This window comes from Streptomyces lydicamycinicus, assembly GCF_000829715.2.
Lineage (GTDB): Bacteria > Actinomycetota > Actinomycetes > Streptomycetales > Streptomycetaceae > Streptomyces > Streptomyces lydicamycinicus.
This window is the reverse complement of the sequence record NZ_BBNO01000008.1, coordinates 344,812-366,059: the sequence shown is the minus strand read 5'-3', so window position 1 is coordinate 366,059 and position 21,248 is coordinate 344,812. Positions and strand designations below refer to the sequence as shown.

At 71.4% G+C, this 21,248-nt stretch carries 19 protein-coding genes; 8 read left to right on the top strand and 11 right to left on the bottom strand.

What is annotated here, in order from left to right; genetic code table 11:
* The first annotated feature begins 86 nt into the window (after positions 1-86).
* Together TU31_RS27920 and TU31_RS27915 are read left to right on the top strand one after the other, a co-directional pair.
* Positions 87-716: an ATP-binding cassette domain-containing protein gene (locus tag TU31_RS27920; protein ID WP_052719085.1), complete on the top strand. Its 630-nt coding sequence runs from the start codon at positions 87-89 to the stop codon at positions 714-716.
* Positions 713-2,656: a YhgE/Pip family protein gene (locus TU31_RS27915; protein WP_042159448.1), complete on the top strand. Its 1,944-nt coding sequence runs from the start codon at positions 713-715 to the stop codon at positions 2,654-2,656. Before TU31_RS27920 ends, TU31_RS27915 begins: the two co-directional genes overlap by 4 nt.
* Before the next feature lie 88 nt (positions 2,657-2,744).
* Here the strand turns inward: TU31_RS27915 and TU31_RS27910 are convergent, their stop codons facing one another.
* The 5 genes from TU31_RS27910 to TU31_RS27890 all read right to left on the bottom strand — a co-directional run bounded on the left by TU31_RS27910 (position 2,745) and on the right by TU31_RS27890 (position 7,731).
* Positions 2,745-3,452, bottom strand: a complete 708-nt coding sequence (locus tag TU31_RS27910; protein ID WP_107070766.1) for a zinc ribbon domain-containing protein — start codon at positions 3,450-3,452, stop codon at positions 2,745-2,747.
* A 51-nt stretch (positions 3,453-3,503) separates the two neighbouring features.
* The gene (locus tag TU31_RS27905) at positions 3,504-3,875 is read right to left on the bottom strand and encodes a hypothetical protein (protein ID WP_042159444.1); all 372 of its coding nucleotides are present in this window, start codon (positions 3,873-3,875) and stop codon (positions 3,504-3,506) included.
* A 27-nt stretch (positions 3,876-3,902) separates the two neighbouring features.
* Complete coding sequence (locus TU31_RS27900) at positions 3,903-5,396, bottom strand: AbeC-like domain-containing protein (RefSeq protein WP_245698809.1); 1,494 nt, start codon at positions 5,394-5,396, stop codon at positions 3,903-3,905.
* A gap of 287 nt (positions 5,397-5,683) precedes the next feature.
* Positions 5,684-6,430, bottom strand: coding sequence for a MerR family transcriptional regulator (locus TU31_RS27895; protein WP_042159442.1), 747 nt, complete (start codon positions 6,428-6,430; stop codon positions 5,684-5,686).
* Positions 6,431-6,504: 74 nt separating this feature from the next.
* The gene (locus TU31_RS27890) at positions 6,505-7,731 is read right to left on the bottom strand and encodes a cytochrome P450 (protein WP_042159440.1); all 1,227 of its coding nucleotides are present in this window, start codon (positions 7,729-7,731) and stop codon (positions 6,505-6,507) included.
* A gap of 339 nt (positions 7,732-8,070) precedes the next feature.
* Between TU31_RS27890 and TU31_RS27885 the strand changes: the two genes are divergently transcribed.
* Positions 8,071-8,943, top strand: coding sequence for a dienelactone hydrolase family protein (locus tag TU31_RS27885; RefSeq protein WP_042159437.1), 873 nt, complete (start codon positions 8,071-8,073; stop codon positions 8,941-8,943).
* Positions 8,944-9,015: 72 nt separating this feature from the next.
* Here TU31_RS27885 and TU31_RS27880 read toward each other — a convergent pair whose 3' ends face one another.
* On the bottom strand, positions 9,016-9,852 hold the full coding sequence (locus TU31_RS27880) for an alpha/beta fold hydrolase (protein WP_042159434.1): 837 nt from the start codon (positions 9,850-9,852) through the stop codon (positions 9,016-9,018).
* A 559-nt stretch (positions 9,853-10,411) separates the two neighbouring features.
* Here TU31_RS27880 and TU31_RS27875 point away from each other — a divergent pair.
* Positions 10,412-11,281, top strand: a complete 870-nt coding sequence (locus tag TU31_RS27875) for a LysR family transcriptional regulator (RefSeq protein ID WP_078886024.1) — start codon at positions 10,412-10,414, stop codon at positions 11,279-11,281.
* Between the two features lie 70 nt (positions 11,282-11,351).
* Here the strand turns inward: TU31_RS27875 and TU31_RS27870 are convergent, their stop codons facing one another.
* From TU31_RS27870 to TU31_RS27855, 4 genes are read right to left on the bottom strand one after another with little or no spacing between them, the layout of a single operon-like run.
* Complete coding sequence (locus TU31_RS27870) at positions 11,352-12,587, bottom strand: FAD-dependent monooxygenase (protein ID WP_042159429.1); 1,236 nt, start codon at positions 12,585-12,587, stop codon at positions 11,352-11,354.
* Positions 12,584-12,838 carry a hypothetical protein gene (locus TU31_RS27865; RefSeq protein ID WP_042159427.1) on the bottom strand — a complete coding sequence of 85 codons (255 nt, stop codon included), beginning with the start codon at positions 12,836-12,838 and terminating at the stop codon, positions 12,584-12,586. Before TU31_RS27865 ends, TU31_RS27870 begins: the two co-directional genes overlap by 4 nt.
* A complete protein-coding gene (locus TU31_RS27860; RefSeq protein ID WP_219819228.1) occupies positions 12,835-13,443 on the bottom strand; it encodes a VOC family protein in 609 nt (202 codons plus the stop codon). The genes TU31_RS27865 and TU31_RS27860 overlap by 4 nt, the downstream gene beginning before the upstream one ends.
* A gap of 52 nt (positions 13,444-13,495) precedes the next feature.
* Complete coding sequence (locus TU31_RS27855; protein ID WP_078886023.1) at positions 13,496-14,917, bottom strand: MFS transporter; 1,422 nt, start codon at positions 14,915-14,917, stop codon at positions 13,496-13,498.
* A gap of 143 nt (positions 14,918-15,060) precedes the next feature.
* Between TU31_RS27855 and TU31_RS27850 the strand changes: the two genes are divergently transcribed.
* The gene (locus tag TU31_RS27850; RefSeq protein ID WP_245698807.1) at positions 15,061-15,963 is read left to right on the top strand and encodes a LysR family transcriptional regulator; all 903 of its coding nucleotides are present in this window, start codon (positions 15,061-15,063) and stop codon (positions 15,961-15,963) included.
* Positions 15,964-15,986: 23 nt separating this feature from the next.
* Here TU31_RS27850 and TU31_RS27845 read toward each other — a convergent pair whose 3' ends face one another.
* The gene (locus TU31_RS27845) at positions 15,987-17,726 is read right to left on the bottom strand and encodes a class I adenylate-forming enzyme family protein (protein ID WP_052719084.1); all 1,740 of its coding nucleotides are present in this window, start codon (positions 17,724-17,726) and stop codon (positions 15,987-15,989) included.
* A gap of 573 nt (positions 17,727-18,299) precedes the next feature.
* Between TU31_RS27845 and TU31_RS27840 the strand changes: the two genes are divergently transcribed.
* The 3 genes from TU31_RS27840 to TU31_RS27830 are packed head-to-tail and all read left to right on the top strand — an operon-like array spanning position 18,300 to position 21,218.
* A complete protein-coding gene (locus TU31_RS27840) occupies positions 18,300-19,109 on the top strand; it encodes a hypothetical protein (RefSeq protein ID WP_042159425.1) in 810 nt (269 codons plus the stop codon).
* Positions 19,110-19,164: 55 nt separating this feature from the next.
* On the top strand, positions 19,165-19,863 hold the full coding sequence (locus tag TU31_RS27835; RefSeq protein WP_245698806.1) for an O-methyltransferase: 699 nt from the start codon (positions 19,165-19,167) through the stop codon (positions 19,861-19,863).
* 56 nt (positions 19,864-19,919) lie between these two features.
* On the top strand, positions 19,920-21,218 hold the full coding sequence (locus TU31_RS27830) for a 3-deoxy-7-phosphoheptulonate synthase (RefSeq protein WP_078886020.1): 1,299 nt from the start codon (positions 19,920-19,922) through the stop codon (positions 21,216-21,218).
* Positions 21,219-21,248 lie beyond the last annotated feature (30 nt).

Genomic DNA, 21,248 nt, shown 5'->3' with positions numbered 1-21,248 from the left:
CTGCCCCGGCTAGGCGTGGGGGCATGGCTGTGAATGGGGTTGAGGTGGTCGCGCGTGGGGTGAGCGTGCGAGGGGCGCGAGGGCCGGTGTGTGAGGGGGTGGATGTGGAGGTGCCGGCGGGTGGGCTGCTGGCCGCTCACGGGGCGGCCGGGTCCGGGCGTACGTCGCTTCTGCTGGCGCTCGCCGGGCGGATGCGGCTGTCCGGTGGGGCCGTGCGGGTCGGTGGGTATGAGTTGCCGGCCGAGGGACGGCGGGTGCGCGGGGTGGTCGCCGTCGCGCGGGCGGCGCCGGCGGTGGCTCTCGAAGGGCGGCTGCGGGTGCGTGAGGTGATGGCCGAACGGTGTCTGACCAGCCCGGGGGTGAGTGAGCGGGGTATCCGTGCGGCCTTTGAGCGGCTGGAGATCGCGCCGAGGGAGGCTGCGCTGGTCGAGGAACTGGGGGCGGTGGAGGGGGTGTTGCTGGCGACCGCGCTGGCGCTCGCCGAGCGGCCGGGCGCGCTGGTGGTGGACGATGTGGATGACGGGCTGCCGCCCGAGGTGCAGGGGCGGGTATGGCAGGCGCTGGACCGGGTTCGGGACGAGGGTCCTACGGTGCTCGCCGGCTGTCTCCGTCCGCCCCCGTCCGGCCCCGGCCTGGTCACGTTGTTATTGCCGCAGCGCAGCCGGGACCGTCTGCCGGCCGGGTCGGCCGTGGGCCGAGAGGACGGCGGCATATGAGGGCCGTCAAGCTGGCGATACTGGAACTCCGGCGCTTCCGCGGGCCGATGCGCAGGCTGGTGCCCGTGCTGCTCTGTCTGGTGCCGCTGCTGTACGGCGCCATGTACCTCTGGGCGAACTGGGACCCGTACGGCAAGACCGACCGGATGCCGGTCGCCGTCGTCAACCAGGACCAGCTGGCGCATGCCCCGCAGGGCCGCCGGGTGAACGCAGGTGACCAGCTTGTGCGGCAGCTCAAGGCATCCGGCACCTTCGACTGGCGGTTCGTCGGTGCGGACGAGGCGCGGGACGGGCTGGAGCACGGCCGCTACTTCTTCACCATCACCGTCCCGTCCGACTTCAGCCGCAAGCTCGCCACCGGTGCCGACGCCCGCCCGCAGCAGGCCGGCATCCGGATCGAACTCAACGACGCCAACAACTACATCGCCGGCATCATGACCGAGGTGGTGCAGAACAAGCTTCAGGAGCAGGTCAACTCCGCCACCCATGCCGCCTATGTACGCAGCGTCTACGGCGAGTTGTCGGACGTACGCGACAAGCTGTCCACCGCTGCCGATGGCGCGCACCGGCTGGTGGGCGCCACCCGCGTGGCCCAGCAGGGCACTTCCACGGTCGCGTCGGCGACCTCAACGCTGCGCGACGGTGCCGACGGCGTTTCCGCCGGGGCCCGTCAGATCGCCCGAGCCGCGGGGCAGATCGACGGTCTCACCGGCCGCCTCGACCGGGCCGCCGCCGACCGCCTGCCCGGAGCGGCCGCCGCCCTGGTGACCACCGCCCGGCTGACCACCGACGGCCTGGACGCGGTGCACACCGCAACCAGCGCCACCCGTAAGGGCACCGCACGTGGCGTGGCGGACCTCGACGAGCTCGCCGACTCCCACCCCGCGTTGCGCAGCGACCCCGTATACCGAACGGCCCTGCGTCACGCACGTGACCTGAACGCGACCGCCACCTCCCTCGACGGCCGGGCCGCCGCCGCGGAGAACAACGCCCGGCGCTCGCTGCGTGCCGCCGAACGCCTCCGGAGCGGCATCGGTTCGCTCCAGCGCGAGGTGCTGGCCCTGCACACCCCGGTCCGCCTCGTCGACACCGGCTCCCATCGCGCCGCCGACGGGGCGCACGGTCTCGTGGCGGGGCTGGGCACCCTGGAGAAGGGCTCAGGAGCGCTGCGGGCGGCCGCCGACCAAGCCCACGACGGTGCCTCGGATGTCTCCCGCACCGTCGACGACGGGCTGCACAAGATCCCCCGGACCAGCCCCGACCAGGTCGCCCACGCCGCCGAGGTGCTGGGCACGCCGGTCCACATCGACCGGGGAAATCTGCATCCGGCCGGTGTCTACGGACGCGGTCTCGCCCCGTTCTTCTTCGGGATCGCTCTGTGGGTGTTCGGCCTCTTCGCCTATCTGCTGCTGCGGCCGCTCAACACCCGGGCGCTCGTCGGCCGGGTCGGCGCGTTCACCGCCGCCGTCGCGGGCTGGCTCCCGGCCGCGGTGCTCGGCGCGGTGGGCGCCCTGGTGCTCTACGGCGTCGTCGATCTCGCCCTCGGGCTCAGTCCTGTCCACCGCTTCTGGACGGTCGCGCTGCTGGTCACCGCGGCAGCGGCGTTCGTCGCCGTCGATCACTGTCTGCGCACCCTGTTCGGGGTGCCGGGCGACGTCCTGTCACTGGTTCTGCTCATCCTTCAGCTCACCGCCTCCGGCGGGCTCTATCCACTGCCCACCGCGCCGGCGTTCTTCCAGCTGCTGAACCCGCTGCTCCCGATGACCTACCTGGTCGACGGACTACGGGTCACCGTGTCGGGCGGGCTCACCGCGCATCTCGTACGGGACTTCGTCGTCCTCTTCGGCTTCACCGCCGGCTTTCTCGCCCTGACCGCCCTCGCCGTACGGCGCCAACGGGTATGGACCGTCGGGCGTCTTCATCCCGATGTCGCCCTGTGAGGACCCTTGCCCGCCCAGCGCTCCGGCCCGCCCCTTCCCCGTCTCTCCGTACCTCCGGAAGACAGGGATAGGGGCGAGCCGGGGGCGGTCACCTCTGGGAGATGTCGGCGCTGACGATCACGCCGTCGGACACCGTGTAGGTGCCTTGGTACACCCGTACCGAGCCGTCGGTCTGGGTCGCGCGGAGGACGGCGCCGACCTGGCCGGAGCTGCCGTCGTTCACCGCGCTGAGTGCGATGTTCACCGTGGTGCCGAAGCCCGACTTCCACTCCGAGTACGAGGTGCCGCCGATGTTCTTGCCGCCGAGGTCCCAGGCCGCGGAGAAGTCGCCGGCGTTGATGTCCCGGTAGTACTCCTCCACGACCGCGCTCGCGTTGTCGGGGGACGGTGAGAGGTCCGACGGGGTGGGGGAGGGGTAGTCGGTCGGCGGCAGGGTCTCGGTGTAGGTGGGCGGCGTGGAGTAGGTGTCGGTCGGGGGCGGGGTACCGATGGCCGGGTCCGGGGTGGGGCTGGTCGAGGAGAGGGCGCCGACCGTTTCCTCGTCCGAGGAGCCGTCGGACGAGGAGAGCACGACGGCGGTCGCCCCGCCCGCCACGATCAGGGCCGCCACCACCCACAGCAGCCACTGCGGGAGGATGGTGGGCCCCACGCGGACGTAGCCGTGCCCGGTGCCTCCGACGGGCTGATGGGTGCCGGCGGACGCCCCGGACTCGCGTGGCGTACCGCAGCTCGGACAGAACGTCGCGGCGGCATCCTCATGGAGCGCGCCGCAGTGCGTACAGGACGGCATGGTCATCTCCCCCCGTTCTCCCTGGTGTTCCCGGATCCGGCCTTCGGGCCGGAGCGGCTACAGCCCGTGGATCGCCTCTTCGATCGCCACCGCCAGAGTGACCAGGGCGGTGAAACCCGGCACGGCGCCCACGAGCGCCCTGGCGAAGACCTTCAGCTTGCCCTTGCGCGGCGCCTCCGACGTGGCCTCCTCGCGGGCGTCCTCGGCGGCCTCGATCAGGTCGTCCCGTTCCGGGTGCTCGGACCGGCCGAGCTCGTCGATCAGCCGGGTGAGCAGCGCGTCGAGGTCCTGGGGCTGCGCCTGCGGCCCGTCGCCGTACTGAGTCAGCCCGCTGTCCCGGACCTCCGCCTTGGCGTTCCTGCCGCTGGCCACGGCATTGCCGACGACATTCGAGCCGCCGGTGGCGATGATCCCGTCGTTCCTGCGCATGTGTACTCCTCATTCCTTCTTGGCTTTTCAGTCCAGCTTGAGCAGCGGGATCTTGTGGATGATGTTCATCGCGGTCCGGGACCGGTCGCCGGAGGCGACCGCGCTGGAATCCACCCGCGATCCGTGGGACGCGATGATGCCGTTGTTGATGATCGTCTGCTGACGCTGGATCAGCTCACCCGCGTCGATACCGCGCGCTTCGGCGAATTCGACGAGTGCGTCCAGGACCCGCTTTTCCACCGTCTTCAGGACCATGCCGCTGTCGGCCTTCTGGAAATGCCGCTGGTGATGGGTGGCCGCGGCTTCCCGGCGGACGCTCTGCCGTGCCCCGTAGTCGAATCGGCGCAGCCTGGTGATCAGCTTGTGCTGACGGCGCAGCCGCCGGGACATCCAGGAGTCGGGGGCGAATCCCGCGATCGCGCGTGCGGGAGAGGCCAGCAGAATGAAGAAGGTGCTGACCGCGGTCTCCGAGACCAGCTTGGCGAGCTCGCCCACGGACGGCCGGGGCATGAGGGTGTCGATGATCCGGTAGCGGTCCAGCAGCGGGAACAGCACCGTCGGGACGGCTTCCACGAAGAGATTGGAGTCCGACCGCACAAAGCGCAGAAAGAGCGAGGTGACCAACTCGCCGCCCCAGCCGGTGGAGTGCACGGCCAGATACGGGCGGGCACCTTCCTCGGGTTTCCGCTTCAGCGTGTCCATCTGGTCGAACGGAATCCGGGACACCGGCCGGCCGAGGGGATCCGGCAGAAAGCGGGTGTCTCCCAGGAGGGTCGAACCCTCGGCGAAGAGCCGCTCCTCGATCTCCAGGCAGGGCAGCGCCAGTGTGCCGACCCGCTCGGCGATATGCGCATAGAGCTCCGTCACATCGAATTCCTCCGGCTCGCCCTCCGGCCGGCTCGATGTGGTGACGTCGAATGTCAGGGACCATGAATCGAGTTCGGTCCCGTAGCCGATGAACGGTGAATAGCCGCTGTATGTGGTGACGTTCCCGTCGGCGTAATCGCCGATCTGGCGCAGGCGCAATGCGATGGCGTTGTTGAGCGGCGGCGGCGCGGCCGCCGGGTCGAAACGGTCCGGGCGAAGGCTCTGGAGATGGCGTCCGTACTTCGTGGAGAGCTCGAAGGAGAACACCGTCACCCAGGACAGGAAGAGCACCAGCAGGGTGATTCCGGCCTCGGCGGCCACGAACGAGAAGAAGAAGGCCAGCAGGAACAGGACGGCGAGCACGAGATCCCGGCTGTGCCGGCGTGCGTTGGCCAGGTAGGCATGCCGCAGCACCACGGGAATGTCGCACGCCGGGGCCGCCGCCACCCCGAGATGGGGTTCGGCGGCGACCTGTTTGATGAGCGATCCGGCGTAGGCGCGGTCCAGGTAAGCGGCCGCACACAGATATCTGGTCAGGTCCCGGCCGTTGCCCCACCGCGGGACGGTGGCGCGGCGGTCGGCGGGCCGCTCCGCGAGCGGCACCGTGGTCGCGGCGGGCGGCGGAGCACCGGCAGGCTGCTGTGGCAGCGTCACGGTCGCCTCGCCGGCCTCCAGGGCCGCACCGCAGGTGCTACAGAACGCGGCTCCCGGAGCGGTGCCCCGGCCACATCCGGGGCATGTCGTCGTATGCGTCATTGCTTCCCCCCACACACATGAGCCCGGCTCACGTTCAACGAGTGCACCACAAGAGGAATCTGAGAAAATGTCAGAGTCACTCTTTGAGGCAGGACCGTTACAGATCCGGAACGGGCGCGGCTGCTGAAGAGGTGCGCCCGCCCCGGTCGGTGGGGACGGTGCCGGAGGGGGAGTCGGGCCGGTGCCTAGGGTTCGGCCCTGACTTGTCCGGCGGTTCGGCGCTGCTTGGCGCGGTGGGCGAGCACATCGAGGATCCGTTGCCACGCCGGTGATGCCTCGACGACCCGGGAGAATGCCAGCGCCATGTTCCCTTGCTCGCTGCTGTCCCGTGCGTGGTCGATCTCCCAGTTGTCCAGTTCATCGATGAGCTGGTCCACGCGGGGATCGTGCGGATCCCAGTCGATCGACTGATCGCAGGCGAGATACAGGCGCGTCGTCTCGGGGTCGTCGAAGCTGGCGGCCTTGTCCTTGATCGCCTGCGGCATGGACTCCGGGTCCAGTGCCTGGAGCAGGATCCACACATCCCGTTCGAGCCGTACGGTCCGTTCGCTGACCCCGAGACCGCGCATCCGGTTCAGGTTGGCGACCACCCCGGCAGGCAGGACCAGCTCTTCGCCGCCGGCCAATCCGGCGATCCGGCGGCGGTGCTCGGTGAGTTGGTCGATCTTGCGCTGCAATTCTGCGTCGATGTCGTCGACGGCCGCGGCGAATTCGGCCGGCTGCGCGTGCAGCAGCGCGTCGATACGGGCCAGTGGCACTCCGGCATCGGCGAGGGTCCTGATCCGGATGAGATCCACCGCCGCCTGCGCGCTGTAGCGGCGGTAGCCGGAGCGATCGCGTTCGGGTTCCGGCAGCAGGCCGACGTGGTGGTAGTGGCGAACGGCGCGCACGGTCACGCCGGCGGTCCGCGCGAGCTGGCTGATCGTGAGCATCGTTCACCTCCGGTCTTCGGGCAGTGTGGGCGAGTCTAAGACCTGTCCTGTGGGGCTGTGTGGGGCCGACGCCGCTACCGGGCCGTTTCCGTCCAGGTGACCGGCAGTTCGTGGACGCCGTAGATGTTCATGTCGGTCCTGAGTTTCACCTCGCCGGCGGGGATCGCGAGCTGGAGGGTCGGGAAGCGGCGCAGCAGTCCGTCGAAACCGGCGCGCATCTCGATGCGGGCCAGTTGCTGGCCGAGGCACTGGTGGATGCCGTGGCCGAAGGAGAGGTGACCGCGGGCCCTGCGGTGGATGTCCAGGGTGCCGGGGTGGTCGAAGCGCTGGGGATCGTGGTTGGCGGCCAGCAGCGAGACGACGACGGTCGATCCCTTGCCGATGGTTTCGCCGCCGAGTTCGATGTCCTCCGTGGCGTAGCGATAGAAGATGTCGGCGACGGACAGGTAGCGCATGAGTTCCTCGACGGCGTCGGGGAGCAGATCCGGGGCGGCGCGCAGTTCGGCCAGCTGCTCGGGGTGCTCCAGGAGCGCGAAGGTGCCCAGGGCCAGCATGTTGGCGGTGGTCTCGTGGCCCGCGAGCAGCAGCAGGAAGGCGATGCCGGTCAGTTCCTCGATGGTGAGGTCGTCATGGCGGGCCAGGTCGGACAGGATGTCGTCGCCGGGTTCGGCGCGTTTGCGCGTGACCAGTTCGGCGAGGTACGTGGTCATCGCGCCGTACGCGGCCATCTTCTCGTCCAGCTGCTGGTCCTTGACCAGGAACTTGGCCGAGTTGACCTGGAAGTTCTCCCGGTCCTCGTAAGGGACACCGAGCAGTTCGCAGATGACCAGCGAGGGCACCGGCAGCGCGAACTCCTTGACCAGGTCGACCGGCGGGGTGAGGCGCGCCATCTCGTCCAGTTGCCGTTCGGCGATCTCGACGATGTGCTCTTCGAGCTGTTTCATGCGTCTGACGGTGAAGGCGCCGGTCAGCTTGCGCCGCAGCCGGGTGTGGTCCGGCGGGTCCATGGCGACGAACAGGCCCGGCACCTGCGGGGACGGCTCGGTGGCGGCGGGCATGCCGGGGGTCTCGTACGGCAGGTGGAGGATGCCGAGGTCCTGGCGGGAGCTGAACCGGGTGTCGGCCAGGAGTTGGCGGACCGCTTCGTAGCCGGTGACGAGCCAGCCCTCGTGACCGTCGGGGAAGACCAGGGGGCTGACCGGGCGCGCCTCGCGCAGCCGGGTGATCTGGCTGGGCGGGTCGAAGGGGCCCGCATCGCGCTCCATGGGGAGGCCGTGCGGGATGGCGACCGTTTCACTCATCGGATGTCCTTTCGCGGCGGCCGTTGTGGCCACGCCGTCATGCGCCACAGGCTCCAACCCTGACGCACGGTCAAGGTCAACCCTCCGCCGCAGCGGCCCGGTTTTGCCGTCGCGTTCCGTACCGATGGCGAGCCCGGCAGTCGCGCTGGTGGACGCCGGAGGTCACTCGGCCCTGCCCGCAGGCCAGTTGACCCGCGGGGGCGCAGCCGAGGGGGCGCTGCGCTACGGCGTGCGCGGGTAGTCTCGCGCTGGTGCGGCGCCGGGCGTGGGCGAGGGGCCCCGGCCGGGAAGCGGCATCGAACAGCCTCCGAGCAGCGACTGACCGAAGCGGTGGTAACCATGGCAGATCATGACCTGACCGGTTTCGAGCGCGGCACCTTCACCCATGACGGCACCACGCACCGGATTCTGCGGCGGGGCACGGGGCCCGCCGTGATCGTGCTGGCGGAGATACCGGGAATCACGCCCAAGGTTCTGGAGTTCGCGGAACGCGTGGCAGCGATCGGCTGTACCGCCGTGCTCCCGGTGCTCTTCGGCAGACCCGGCCGCGATGCCGATCCCGCTCACATCGGCCGGGTGAAGGCCGGACTCCATATGGCCTCGTCCATAGGGAAGGTGTGCGTCAGCCGGGAGTTCACCGTGCTGGCCACCGGAAAGTCTTCCCGCGTGGTGACCTGGCTGCGGGCCCTGGCCGCGCAGGAGCACGAGCGGTGCGGCGGCCCCGGTGTCGGGGCCGTCGGGATGTGTCTCACCGGTGGCTTCGCGCTGGCCATGGCCGCCGATGAGCGCCTTCTCGCCCCTGTCCTGTCCCAGCCGTCGCTGCCGCTGCCCGTCACCAAGAGCCGGGCCGGTGCTATCGATATCTCCGCCGAGGACCTCGCCACCGTCCGGGGGCGCTGTGAGCGCGAGGGCCTGCGGGTCGTGGGGCTCCGGTTCCGCGGGGACCGGCTGGTGCCGGGCGACCGGTTCGCCTTCCTGCGCCGCGAACTCGGCGAGGCGTTCACCGCCGTCGAACTGGACGACTCCGCCGCGAATCCCCGCGCCGTGCGTCCGCCGCACTCCGTACTGACCGAGCACCTCCTCGACGAACCCGGCCAGCCGACCCGCGCGGCGCTGGACGAGGTGCTCGACCTCTTCCGTACGCGGTTGCTGGGGCAGCAGCACGGTCCGGCGGTGGAAACGCCGGCCGTTGAGGCGGAGGGTGAGCTCTGAGCGGTCCCGTCGGGCCGTCGCTCCGCTGAGGAGCCTCGCGGGGCCGCGGCTGGACCCGCGAGGCTCGGGGCCTCAGCCGGTTCCGGCCTCCCGGAGCGGAAGGCTCCGCGGGTCGGTGAGGAAGGCCGCGACCAGCGGGCCGGCCTGGGCGCGGCACTCCTGGAAGTAGGCGTGGCGGGCGCCGGTGAAGAGGTGCATCCGGGCCCGGGGGATACGGGCGGCGAGCAGGGGTGCGTTGGCCGCGGGCGTGAGCCGGTCCTGATCGCCGTGCAGCACGAGAGTGGGGGCCGCGATCCGGGGGAGGGCCTCCCAGGCGTCGTGCTCGTTGCTCGCCACCAGGTGCCCCCGGCGGGCGTGCGGGGGCATCCCGGGGTCGCCGAGCGTCGTGTACGGGCCGGGATGGTCCGCCAGCCAGGCGGGGGAGTACATCAGGTCGAGGAGGGCCTGCCGTGCCGCCGTCGGATCGGCCTGGGCCAGGGCGCGCCGTACCGCGAGGTCGCGCTCCTGCGCCTGGGGGCCGCCGGGCGAGGTGCAGCCGAGGACGAGGCGGCGGACCCGGTCCGGGTGGCGGGCGGCGAGCCACTGGGCGACGCGGCCGCCCATGGAGGTCCCGTACACATCGGCCTGCCCGACGCCCAGGTCGTCCAGGACCGCGATCATGTCGTCGGCGAACAGCTGGGTGGAGTAGTGCCCGCCGGGTTTTCCGCTGGCGCCGGTGCCGCGGTAGTCCATGGTGACCGTGCTGTGGGTGGCGTGGAAGTCCTCGCGCACACCGTCCCACCAGTGGTGGTTGTTGGCCTGTCCCGCGAGGAGCACCAAGGGGCGTCCGGAGCCGTGCCGTTGATAGGCCAGCACGGTGCCGTCCTGGGCGCGGGTCGAGGCGTGCAGCTGCTGAGTGCCGTCGGTCATGCCGTTCCTCGGGTGGGCGACGTCGTCGGCGATGCCCACGCCGGCGGACAGCGGTCAGCGGGGCAGCTCGGCGCCGGGATGCCGTGAGTGTTCATGATGACACCGGCCCGGTAGCGCTCATCCGCCGCCGGCATCCGTGGCGTCAGGTGCGTGCCCCTTGAGTAGCGGAATGGTCAAGTTCGCCGGACAAAAGGGGCATTGGGCTCGCGCGATGGAGCATTTTTCCGTCGTACATCTGATCGATCATGTAAAGATTGGCTTGTTCGTCGCATCGCAGATGGAGACACACGGGGGCTGGGCTGTGTTCTGTCGTTACGCAAGTCCGTCCGGGGAGCCTCCCGGGAGCGCGTCGGTAACGGGCAGCCCGCTTTCCGGAGGGCGTATCCCCCACATTTTTGCGCCGCCCCACATTTAATCACCGCACCGCCGAAAGGGCGGGAAAAGGCGGGACGTTGCCGGATTCGGCGCCGCCTCCGCGGTGAATGACGCATGCCGCAAGGTGTTTGGACGGTACGCGTGCCCTGGCTTTGGCCATACCTCCGGGATCAGGTGGTAGACCGTGTTGCAGCGTGACATCGAAGTGAAACTCCTGCGCACCCTCATGGCGGTCGTCGATGAGAATGGATTTGCTGCCGCCGCACAGACTCTGCACGTGACACAGCCGACCGTGAGCCAGCAAATCCAGCGTCTGGAATCCATTATTCAGGCGCCTTTGTTCCAGCGCGCCAAACGGCCGTTACGGCTCACCCCGGCCGGGCGGGAGGTGGTGGCCCACGCCCGCCGCGTCATCCTGCTGAACAATGAAGTCCTCAGCAAGCTGTCAACCCTGCACAGCCAGAAATCGTTCAGCATGGGCTGCTCGGTCCACTTCGCCGACGGACTGCGGAGCATGCTCAGCCAACTGGCGGTGGAGCGGCCGCACCTGCGCTGTGCGATGGCCACCGGCCTCAGCGCCGTGCTCGCCGATCAGCTCGCCCAGGGGGAGTTGGAGGCGGCGCTGCTGCTGGGGACGGAAACCCCGCGCTGCGAGACGCTCGGCAGACTGCGGCTGGCGTGGTTCGGAGAGGTTCCCCTGGTCGCCGGGGACCGGTTCCCGGTGGCGCTGGTCAGCGAGCGCTCCGCACTGAGCATCCGGATCGTCGACACCCTGGCCGAACGCAACGTCCCCTGGCGTTCCGTGCCGTGGTGCTCCGACCCGCTGTCGGTCCGCGCCTCCGTGCAGGCGGGGCTGGCCTACACGGCCCTGCCCGCTGACACCCACCACAACCACCCCGCCCTGCGCCCCGCGCCGCTCGGGGCCCTGGGTCCCGCACCGGAACCGCTGCCCGTCTATCTGGCCTTCTCGTCCTCGGCGCCCGAACCCGTCGTCGACGCGGCGCGGGCGGTGGCCCGCGCGACGCTCAAGGGCCTGCCGCTGTCCCCTCCGTGACCGTCGTCCCTGGTGCGAGGGTCCGCATGGCCGGCCGGACCGGCCGGCCATGCGCCGGAGGGCGGTCCGGTCAGTAGGCGGTCCGTGCGGCGCCGCGGGCCGCCAGCTTCGGGCCGTAGGGAGCGGAGTCCAGCCACGCTCCCGCCTTGAGCCCGGCCGTGGCCACGGCCGCCGCGGCACGCCGCCGCAGCCAGACCGAGGGGCGCTGCGCCAGCATGTGCTCCAGGGCCGCGCTCGCGCACGCACGGTTGTAGCCGGCCGCCTCCTTGCGCTCCTCGCCGAACCGGAGGATCTCCGCCTCGGCCGCGCCGGGATGACCGGCCGACAGCGCCTCCCGGGTGGCGCGCACCGCCCGGACCGCGTCCGGGATGCTGGAGTTCATGCCCCGGGCGCCGAACGGGGCGAACAGATGGGCCGCCTCACCCGTCAGCAGCACCCGGCGGTGGGCGTCGGTGAACGTGGCGGCCACCTGCTGGGCGAACCGGTAGGTCGACACCCAGCGCACCCGCTCGCCGTACGACGCGGGCAGCACCCTGGGGATCCAGCGGCGCAGCCCCTCCGGGGAGATGAACCGCTCCGGGGCGTCGTTCACCAGGAGGTTGAGGTCGACCCGCCAGCCGCCGGCGAACGGCACGATCAGGACGTTCCGGCCGCCGACCCCCGGGTGGTGGTAGTGGAAGACCCGTTCGAGCGGCACCGGGTGGGCGGGGTCGTCATCGAGGTCGACGACCACGAAGGTGTTCCGGGAGCGCGGCCCCTCCAGAGGGCTGCCGATGGCGGACCGCAGCGCGGACCGTGACCCGTCCGCCGCGATCACATAGTCCGCCTCCCACTTGACGCCCGTGGAGTCCACCAGCCGCACCCCGTCCGGGGAGCTCTCGGCCGAGGTCACCTCCACACCCCAGTGGAACTCCACCCCGTGTTCCCGGCACGCGGCGGCCATCAGGTCCTCGGTGTGCACCTGCGGAAGGCTGGTGAACGGCGGCAGCCCGTCGCGGCGCAGCGGGGGGTAGGTCCGGGTGTAGATCTCCTGCCCGGCCCAGGACGACCGCTTGGTGGCCCACATCAGGCCACGGCCGGCGATCTCGTGGCCGAGCCCCGGGCTGACCCGCTCCAGGGCGCGCAGTGACGCTCCGTGCAGGTAGGCGGCGCGGCTGCCCGGCCGGACGGTGTCCCGGGTGCGCTTCTCCAGGACCACCGCGGGCAGGCCGGCGGCGCGCAGCGCCAGCGCGGCGCTCAGTCCGGCCGGACCGGCGCCCACCACCAGCACCGGATGGCGGGCCGCCGCGGCGTCGGGGGTGCTCATGCCGCCTCCTGGACGAGATGGAGGGTGTCGGGGGTGAAGGAGACGATGCGGCCGTCGAGACCGCCGGTGAGCAGGGCGTGCCACAGCGCGGTGCGCATTCCGGTCTCCTCGCGGCGCAGCACGATCTCCTGCTCCGTAGTGGACAACTCCAGGTAGTCGCCGGTCCGCCGGACCGCCATCCCGGCGGCCTCGGCGGTGTGGACCACGGGTTCGAACTCCGGCACGTCGAGTACGTACACCGCGAGCGTCACGGGCCCGCCACCTCCGCGTTCTTCCGTATCAGCTCCGCCTTCCGCTGCCACAGCGCCTGCGCCGAGGGGTGCGGGGACCCGGCGATGTCGGTGAGCGCGGCAAGCGTCAGCTCCGCGTCCCGGGCATCGATCGCGGACATCTCGCGGAGCGGTCTGGTGATCTCCAGCTGGATGCCGTTGGGGTCGTCGAAGTAGATCGACTCGATCAGCTCGTGCCCCAGTGGCCGGGTGACCCGCACCCCGTGGGCCTTCAGCCGGTCCCGCCAGGCCAGCAGCTCCTCCTCGGTGTCGACGTGGAAGGCGACGTGGCGGGAGCGGTGCATGAGGTCGCTCGGCGCCTCCTCCTCCGGCAGGCCGAAGTAGTAGAAGAACGCGATCCGGTTCCCCCTGCCCATGTCGAAGAAGAAGTGCACGAAGTCCGGGTAGTCCTCGGTGACCCAGCCCGTCGCGGTGATCGCGTGCACCAGGGGCATCCCCAGTGCCTGGGTGTAGAACTCGTGGGTCGCCCGCGGGCGCCAGGTGACGAAGGCCAGGTGGTCGACGCCGTCCAGGCGCAGGCCCGGCCGGCCGGTCCGGGGACCCGCGGACGGTGATGGGGTTGCCAATGCTCCTCCTAGTAGGGGCGGAACGGCCCGGACCGGCGCTGCCGGGGCGGCGTCAGCGGGCCGGGGAGGGGGTGCGCCCCCGCAGCCCGGTGCCGGCGATGACCGCCCCGAGCAGCAGGGCCAGCCCGCCGACGACCAGCGCCCAGCGGGTGCCGCCGGCGTTGGACGAGGTCAGATTGAGGACCACGCCGAGGACGGCGACGCCCAGTGAGGCGCCGACCTGCCGGGCGGAGTTGAGCGCTCCGGCGCCGATACCGGCGAATTCGGCCGGGACGGAGCCGGCCATCCCGGCGACCAGGGCGGGCAGGGCGAAGGAGACGCCGAACCCGAACGCCAGCAGACCCACCACGGTGGCCACCAGCGCACCGGTCGAGTTGCCGGTGAACGGCGCCTGGAGCAGCGCGCCGGCGCCCATGAGGACGAAGCCGATGGTGGCCGGACGGCGCGGCCCGATCCGGCCGACCAGTCGCCCGGTGAAGATCGGGTTGAAGGCCGTGGGCAGGGTCAGCGGAAGGAAGGCGAGACCGGCGCTGAACGAGGAGTAGCCGCGGCTGTCCTGGAAGAACAGCGAGAGCACGAACAGCAGCCCGGACAGACCGAAGTTGGCGAGCAGACCGGAGGCCAGCGCGGCCGAGAAACCACGGCTGCGGAACATCCGCAGCGGGAGCATCGCCGCGTCACCGGCCCGCCGCTCCGCGACGACGAAGACCACCGCCGCGACCACCGCCATCGCGAAGGCGGCCGGCACCCCGGCGCCCGACCAGCCCTTCTCCGGGCCCTCGATCAGTGCGTACACCAGCGCGGCCAGCGCCAGCACGCCGCTGAGCTGCCCGGTCAGATCGAGGCCGCTGCGCTGCTTGCGTGCGGTCTCCGGGGCCAGTCGCACCGTGATGACCAGGCTGACCAGGGCCAGCGGCACATTGATCAGGAAGATGGTGCGCCAGCCGACGGTGTCGGTGAGCACGCCGCCCACCAGCGGTCCGGCGGCGAGTGCCGCACCCGTGATGGCCGCCCAGGACCCCACCGCACGGGCCCGCTCGGCCGGGTCGGTGTAGGCATTGGTGATCACCGCGAGGGAGGCCGGCAGCAGCAGTGCACCGGCCACGCCCAGGGCCAGCCGCAGTACCACCAGCGCGTCCAGGGTCGTCGCGGCCGCCGAGACGCCGGACAGCACACCGAACGCCACCAGGCCCCAGAGGAAGATCCGCCGACCGCCGTAGCGGTCCGACAGCCACCCCGCGGTGAGCAGCAGGGCGGCGAAGGTGATGGTGTAGCCGTTGGTGACCCACTGGAGGCCGCTCAGCCCGACGTGCAGGTCCCGGGCGATCGCGGGGAGCGCGACCGAGACGATCGTCATGTCCAGCAGGACCATGAAGTAACCGAGCGAGAGTCCGATCAGTAAGGTGCGCGAGGGCTTACCGCTCCGTGCCGCATCGGCGACGGAAGCCCCCTGTGGTTCCGCCTGCGTTGCCATGTGATTCTCCTCGGTTTCAAAAATCGCCATTTCCGCCGCCTGAGCCGCATCACCGGGGCGGGTCAAATCATTCAAGCGGACGCGGAAGGGGAATTGACGGTGGTGACGAAGGGAATGCCCTATGGTTAACATCGGCCCAGCCGATGGGTCCTCAACTGGGGGGCGTACGCGTGGAGTTACGACATCTTCGGACGTTCGAAACGGTTGCCCGGACACTGAGCGTCACACAGGCGGCCCGCGAGCTGCACTATGCGCAGTCCAGTGTCAGTGACCAAATTCAGGCGCTGGAACGAGAATTGGGAGTCGAGCTGCTCGACCGGTCGCAGCGCCGGATTCGGCTGACTCCGCAGGGGTCGGTGCTCTCGGAGTACACGAACCGCATCCTCAAACTGCTGGAGGAGGCGCGCTGGGCGGTCTCGCGGCCCGGCTCGGAGCTGGCGGTCGGCGCGCTGGAGACCGTGGGCCTGCATCTGCTGCCGGAGGTGCTCTCGCACTACCGCTCGCTGTACCCGCAGGCGCGGGTGCGGGTGGGGCAGGACAACCGCGGCGAGCTGTACAAGGCCGTGCGCCGGGGCGACCTGGATCTGTGTCTGACCTTCGGCGACCCGCCCGCCGACGCCGGCCTGTGCTTCGAGACGCTGGCCGAGGAACCGCTCGTGGTCATCGTGCCGCCGGCGCACCATCTGGCCGCCCGCGGCCGGGCCGGCCTGGAAGAGCTCTCCAGGGAAGCCTTTCTGGCCACCGAGCGGGGCTGCGGCTTCCGGGAGATGTACGACAGCTCGTTCGGGGCCGCGCCGTCGCAGGAGCCGATCGCGGAGGTCTCGGGCATCGGCACCCTCGGCGCATGTGTGGCGGCCGGGATGGGCTGTGCGCTGCTGCCGCTGATCTCGGTACGCGGCCAGGCCGCCCGTGGCGAGGTGGCCGTAGTCGAGGTCGGCGACACCGATCTGCGGACGACGGTGACGATGACCTGGCTGGACCGCAACTCCACGAATCCGAACCTCACCGGTTTCCAGTCGGTGCTGCGCAAGCAGCTGGGCAGCTGACAGCGGGCCGTTCCGTCTCCCGGTCACCGCTCCACCGCCTGCGGTCCGGGTGCGGGCGGTGGAGCGGGGGCTGCCTGCCGCGGTTGCGCGACGGGGCGCTGCGCAGCGGGTGACCGCGCCTCCGGCGACCGCACCGCCGGCGGCAGCGGGATCGTCATCAGCCGGGCGCGGGCGATCTTGCCGGTGACCGTGGTCGGCAGCCGGTCGACGATCACCAGCTGTTCGGGCAGTTTGTAGGTGGCCAGTCCCTTGCCGGACAGATGCCCGGTCACCTCGTCGAGCGTCAGGGCCGCCCCCTCGCGGAGCGCGGCCAGCAGACAGGAGCGCTGGCCCAGCCGCGGATCGGGCCGTGCCACCACCGCGTGCTGTGCCAGCTGCGGCAGATCGTTGAGCAGCTCCTCCACCTCCAGCGCGCTGAACTTCAGACCGCCACGGTTGATCAGCTCATCGGCGCGCCCCCGGTAGCTCACCGAACCGTCCGGGTGGAGGACGGCCAGATCGCCGGAGCGCAGCCAGCCGTCCGCGGTGAGCGCGGCCCGGGTCAGCTCCGGCGCGTGGAGGTAGCCGCGGAACATGTAGGGGCTGCGGTATTGGAGTTCCCCGGTCTCGCCCGGCCCGGCGGGCGCGCCGTCCCGGCCCCGCACCCGGACCTCGCCGCCGGACACCGGCCGTCCTATGGTGCCCGCCGCCTCGGGCGGGTCCCCGGGACGGGTGAAGGTGCCCGCACCGATCTCGGTCATCCCCCACTGCACGACGATCCGCGCGCCCAGCGTCCGCCGTACGCCCGCGGCCAGCTCGCGCGGCACCGGTGCGCCGCCGGTGCGCACCTCCCGCAGCCCGGCGGGCGCCCGGTCGGCCGGGCTGTCCTCCAACAGGGCGGTCAGATCCCGTAGTTGGGTCGGCACCGCGAAGGCCGCGGTGGCCGAGGCGGTGTGCAGCGCTTCGAGGAACCGGCGCGGCTCCCACCCGTCGAACAGGCCGACACCCCCGCCGACGACCAGGGCCAGATGCACCGACAGCAGCCCGAACGCATGGCTGAGCGGGCTGGCGGAGACGAGGGTGTCGGCGGGGCCGAGTCCGCCGTCCGCCGCGACGGCGGCGGCGTTGCCGAGCAGCCCGCCGTGGCTGTGCACACACAGCTTCGGACGCCGGGAGGTGGTCCCGGAGGAGGCGAGCAGCACCAGGGGTGTGCGCGGGTCCCGCGGACGGTCCGGAAGCTCCGCGACCGGGACCGGCGGGCCGGTGAGCAACTCCGCCGAGTCCGGCAGCCCGGCGCGCTCGGGGCGGGACGGGCCGGGGCCGGCGGATCCGCCGCCGGCGGACCCGCCGTAGGAGACCCAGACCCGGCGCAGCGAGGGGCAACGCTCGCGCAGGGCGCGGATCTCGTCGACGCGGTCCCGGCCGCGATAGGTGTCCCGGGCCACCAGCGCGGCGGCCCCGGCCTGTTCGACCAGCGACCGCACCTCGTGGGCACCGTAGGCGGAGTGCAGGGGCAGCAGCACCATGCCGAGCCGGGCGGTGGCCGCGTGCAGCACCACCAGCTCCCAGCAGTTGGGCAGTTGGGCCGCGAGCACCTCACCGGCCCGGAGCCCCTGCCGGTGCAGGGCGCCGGCGGTCCGTTCGGCCGCCAGCAGGCACTCGCGCCAGGTCCGGTGGCGGAGCCCCTCCCATACGGCGGGACCCGTACGGCGGGCGGCGGCCCGCTCCAGAGCTTCGGTGAACGTCAGAAACGTGGTTGTCGATTCCGGATGCCGATCGTTCACGAAGATCCTCCGTCTACGGCAGAACGAAACAGTCGCTGCCTTGCCGACAGGGATTCTGGGCGGCCGGTGAGCGGATCGTCCAGACAATGCCCGATAAGAATTCCTGATGCCGGGCGGCCGGTAAGGCGCCATAAGGAATATCTATCCAAGGTGCAACTGACGGCGGTGGCCGCTCTTTTTCCATAGCGCCGGCACAGCCTTGTTCGGGCCGGCCGATGCGGTCCATCGGGCGGACCGAAGTGGCGCGCCTCCGGTGCACAACTGAGCGTTGGTGCACGGCAGATGAGGTGCCAAGGGTGGCCGCCAGGGCGGCCGGCGCAAAGAAATCCCAATAGAGAGGGGCGGTACTCCGCTTCGCGGCGGGGGTATCGCGGGGTTCGAGCACCACCGATCGGCGGCGTCGATGCCTGCCATCGAAAAGGCCGAAGCGCCCTGTTTTCGCTGGCCGTCCGGTACGTTTCCGGGGTTCGGGGAATGCGGAATCCATGCTTTTCCCTTTCGCGGTCACTTTTCGCTTGCCGGGCGAACGGAATTCCCCACAGAATGCCGACGGCCCCGATACAGGAGGTATCGATGTCCGTTGCCCACCCTTCCGGCACAGCAAAGGAACGGCTCCGCCCCGGCGCGGGGTTCTCCGGGGACGGTGCGTTCTCCGGCGCCGATCTGCGGCGGCTGGACGACGCGATCCGTGATGCCCGGCTCGCGTCGACGGCGTCCGCGTCGACGCTTCTCGCACAGGTGGCGGCGGACGGCGAGGCCGTGGCGCTGACCGAAGCGCACTGCGTGTTCGACCACTGCGCGGTGCTGCTGTTCCCCCGCACCCTCACCGCGGGACTGCGCCACCTGGAGAGGCGCGGCCTGGCGCCGCTGCCGACCGTGCCGAGCACCGTGGTGCGCCGCAGACTGAGCACCCGCCACGGACTCGACCCGGCCGCGTGCCAGGTCCACATCACACGGCTCCGCCTGGAGTTACCGGACGGCCGGCGGCATGCCGCGGTCGAGGTGTTCCTCTTCCCCCGCGACAGCGGCGGGTTCGACCGCCGGATCGAGGAGTCGGAGGCCGCGCACGGCTTCGAGCAGCACACCGCGTTCGTGGTGCCCCGTCCGAGCCCGCCGCTGCTGGAACGACTCGTCACCGCCTGGCGCACCGAGGCCGGCCTGTTGTGGGAAGGCGGCGGCCACAACCCCCACGAGGGCGGGCCCCAGGGATCCACCGTCATGTACTTCGTCCGGGAGCACGCGTGGCCGTCACCGCGCCGTCGCTTCGAACTGCACTGCGCCGGCGACCTCAGGGACTTCACCGCCCGGATCGCCGAGGAGACCGAGGCCGTCGACCGCGCCTATGCCGACTGGCGCCGCACCGCCCACGACGGGCCCCGCTGACCACCGCGCCCCGCCCGAGACCGACGCACCGTCCGCACACCCTTCAGGAGACACCGTGTTACGGAACGACACCCTGGGCCCCAGGAATCTGACGCTCACCCCCGAACTGCACACCTATCTCCTCGCGCAGGGCAGGATGACCCCCGACCCGGTCCTCGCCGAGCTGATCGAGCACACCAGAGCCGCCGTTCCCGACCAGGCACATATGACGGTCGCGCCCGAGGAAGGCGCCCTGCTGACCTTCCTGGTGCGGCTGCTGGGCGCCCGCCACATCGTCGAGGTGGGGACCTTCACCGGCTACTCCTCGCTCTGCCTGGCGCGCGGGCTGCCCGCCGACGGCTCGCTGATCACCTGTGATGTCTCGGCCGAATGGACCGCCCTGGCCCACGACTTCTGGGCCCGCGACGGGGTGGCCGACCGGATCGAGCTGCGGCTCGGCCCGGCCCTGGACACCCTCCGTGCCCTGCCTGCCGAACCGCATCTGGACCTGGCGTTCATCGACGCCGACAAGCCCGGCTACATCGGCTACTGGGAGGAACTGGTGCCACGGCTGCGGCCGGGCGCGCTGCTGCTGGCCGACAACACGCTCTTCAGCGGCCAGGTGATCGACGCCGATCCGGGCGAGAAGCCCGCCGCCATCCGCGCGTTCAACGAGCACGCCCGCAAGGACGACCGCGTTCAGCTCGTCATGCTGCCGGTCGCGGACGGGCTGACGATGGCCCGCCGGCTGCCGCCCGGTGAGTCGCCGGTCTGATGGAACCCACCAGCCATGCGACGGCCGGTACGCCACCGGCCGGCAGGAGGACGCAGATGACGGGGGCGACCCGGTCCGGCTACCCGCTGCCCTCGCTCACCGCCGAGGGACCGTTCGTGGAACTCGACGAGGACTGCCCCTGGGACCTCGCCGCGGCCCGGCAGCAGCCGGACTGGGACGACCCCGTCCAGGCCGCGGCCATGCGCGCCGAACTCGCCCAGCTGCCCGGCCTGGTCACCTGGGAGGAGGTCCGCCTGCTGCGGACCCTGCTCGCCGAGGCCGCGACCGGTCACTACCTGGTGATCCAGGCGGGCGACTGCGCGGAGGACCCGGCGGAGTGCGAACCGTCGGCGGTGCTGCGGAAGGCCGGGCTGCTCGACGCGCTGGCCGGGGTGATGACGGCAGGGACGGGCAAGCCGGTGGTGCGCATCGGCCGGATCGCCGGGCAGTTCGCCAAGCCGCGCAGCGCCACCACCGAAACCGTCGGCGGCCGGGAACTCCCGGTCTACCGGGGGCACTTGGTCAACAGCCCCGAGCCCACCGGGACCGCGCGGCGGGCCGACCCACGACGGATGCTGGACTGCTACCACGCCGCCTTCCGCGCGGTGAGCTGTCTGCGGCAGCGCACCAGCGCCTGGGCGCCGCCCACCGGCGCACCGGTGTGGACCAGCCATGAGGCGCTGGTCTTTGACTACGAGCTGCCGCTGCTGCGGCGGACCGCCACCGGCCACACCCTGCTGGCCTCCACCCATCTGCCCTGGATCGGCGAGCGGACCCGGCAGCCGGACGGTCCGCACACCATGATGCTGGCGCAGGTGGCCAACCCCGTCGCGTGCAAGGTCGGGCCGACGACCCGGCCGAAGGACCTGCTCGCCCTGTGCGCACGCCTCGACCCGGGGCGCGAGCCCGGCCGGCTCACGCTCATCGCCCGTATGGGAGCAGCGGCGGCCGGCACCGCACTGCCGCCCCTGGTCTCCGCCGTGCGCCGCGCCGGCCACCGCGTCGGGTGGCTGTGCGACCCGATGCACGGCAACACCGTCACCTCACCGGGCGGTGTGAAGGTCCGGGCGGTGCCGACGGTCGTCGCCGAGGTCCGGGCCTTCCTGGACGCGGTCACCGAAGCCGGTGGAACCCCCGCCGGACTGCACCTGGAAACCACTCCTCACGACGTCACCGAGTGCGTCTGGGGAGACGACCCCGCGGACATCGACGCCGAACGGGCCGCCGGCCCGGCCCGGCACGCGTCCCACTGCGACCCCCGCCTCAACCCGGCGCAGGCCGTCGAGGTGGCCCGCGCGTGGGCGAACCCGCCCGCGCGAACCCCGGCACACGCGGCGGGCTCGGCGCTCGGCTGAGCCGCGGCGCGTGCGTACCCATCCCTCCCG

What these genes read in the sequence shown, in the direction of transcription:
- TU31_RS27915 (WP_042159448.1), top strand. Translation starts at nt 713, where the DNA reads ATGAGGGCCGTCAAGCTGGCGATACTGGAACTCCGGCGCTTCCGCGGG.
- TU31_RS27910 (WP_107070766.1), bottom strand. Translation starts at nt 3,452, where the DNA reads ATGACCATGCCGTCCTGTACGCACTGCGGCGCGCTCCATGAGGATGCC.
- TU31_RS27905 (WP_042159444.1), bottom strand. Translation starts at nt 3,875, where the DNA reads ATGCGCAGGAACGACGGGATCATCGCCACCGGCGGCTCGAATGTCGTC.
- TU31_RS27895 (WP_042159442.1), bottom strand. Translation starts at nt 6,430, where the DNA reads ATGCTCACGATCAGCCAGCTCGCGCGGACCGCCGGCGTGACCGTGCGC.
- TU31_RS27890 (WP_042159440.1), bottom strand. Translation starts at nt 7,731, where the DNA reads ATGAGTGAAACGGTCGCCATCCCGCACGGCCTCCCCATGGAGCGCGAT.
- TU31_RS27885 (WP_042159437.1), top strand. Translation starts at nt 8,071, where the DNA reads ATGGCAGATCATGACCTGACCGGTTTCGAGCGCGGCACCTTCACCCAT.
- TU31_RS27880 (WP_042159434.1), bottom strand. Translation starts at nt 9,852, where the DNA reads ATGACCGACGGCACTCAGCAGCTGCACGCCTCGACCCGCGCCCAGGAC.
- TU31_RS27870 (WP_042159429.1), bottom strand. Translation starts at nt 12,587, where the DNA reads ATGAGCACCCCCGACGCCGCGGCGGCCCGCCATCCGGTGCTGGTGGTG.
- TU31_RS27855 (WP_078886023.1), bottom strand. Translation starts at nt 14,917, where the DNA reads ATGGCAACGCAGGCGGAACCACAGGGGGCTTCCGTCGCCGATGCGGCA.
- TU31_RS27850 (WP_245698807.1), top strand. Translation starts at nt 15,061, where the DNA reads ATGGGTCCTCAACTGGGGGGCGTACGCGTGGAGTTACGACATCTTCGG.
- TU31_RS27840 (WP_042159425.1), top strand. Translation starts at nt 18,300, where the DNA reads ATGTCCGTTGCCCACCCTTCCGGCACAGCAAAGGAACGGCTCCGCCCC.
- TU31_RS27830 (WP_078886020.1), top strand. Translation starts at nt 19,920, where the DNA reads ATGACGGGGGCGACCCGGTCCGGCTACCCGCTGCCCTCGCTCACCGCC.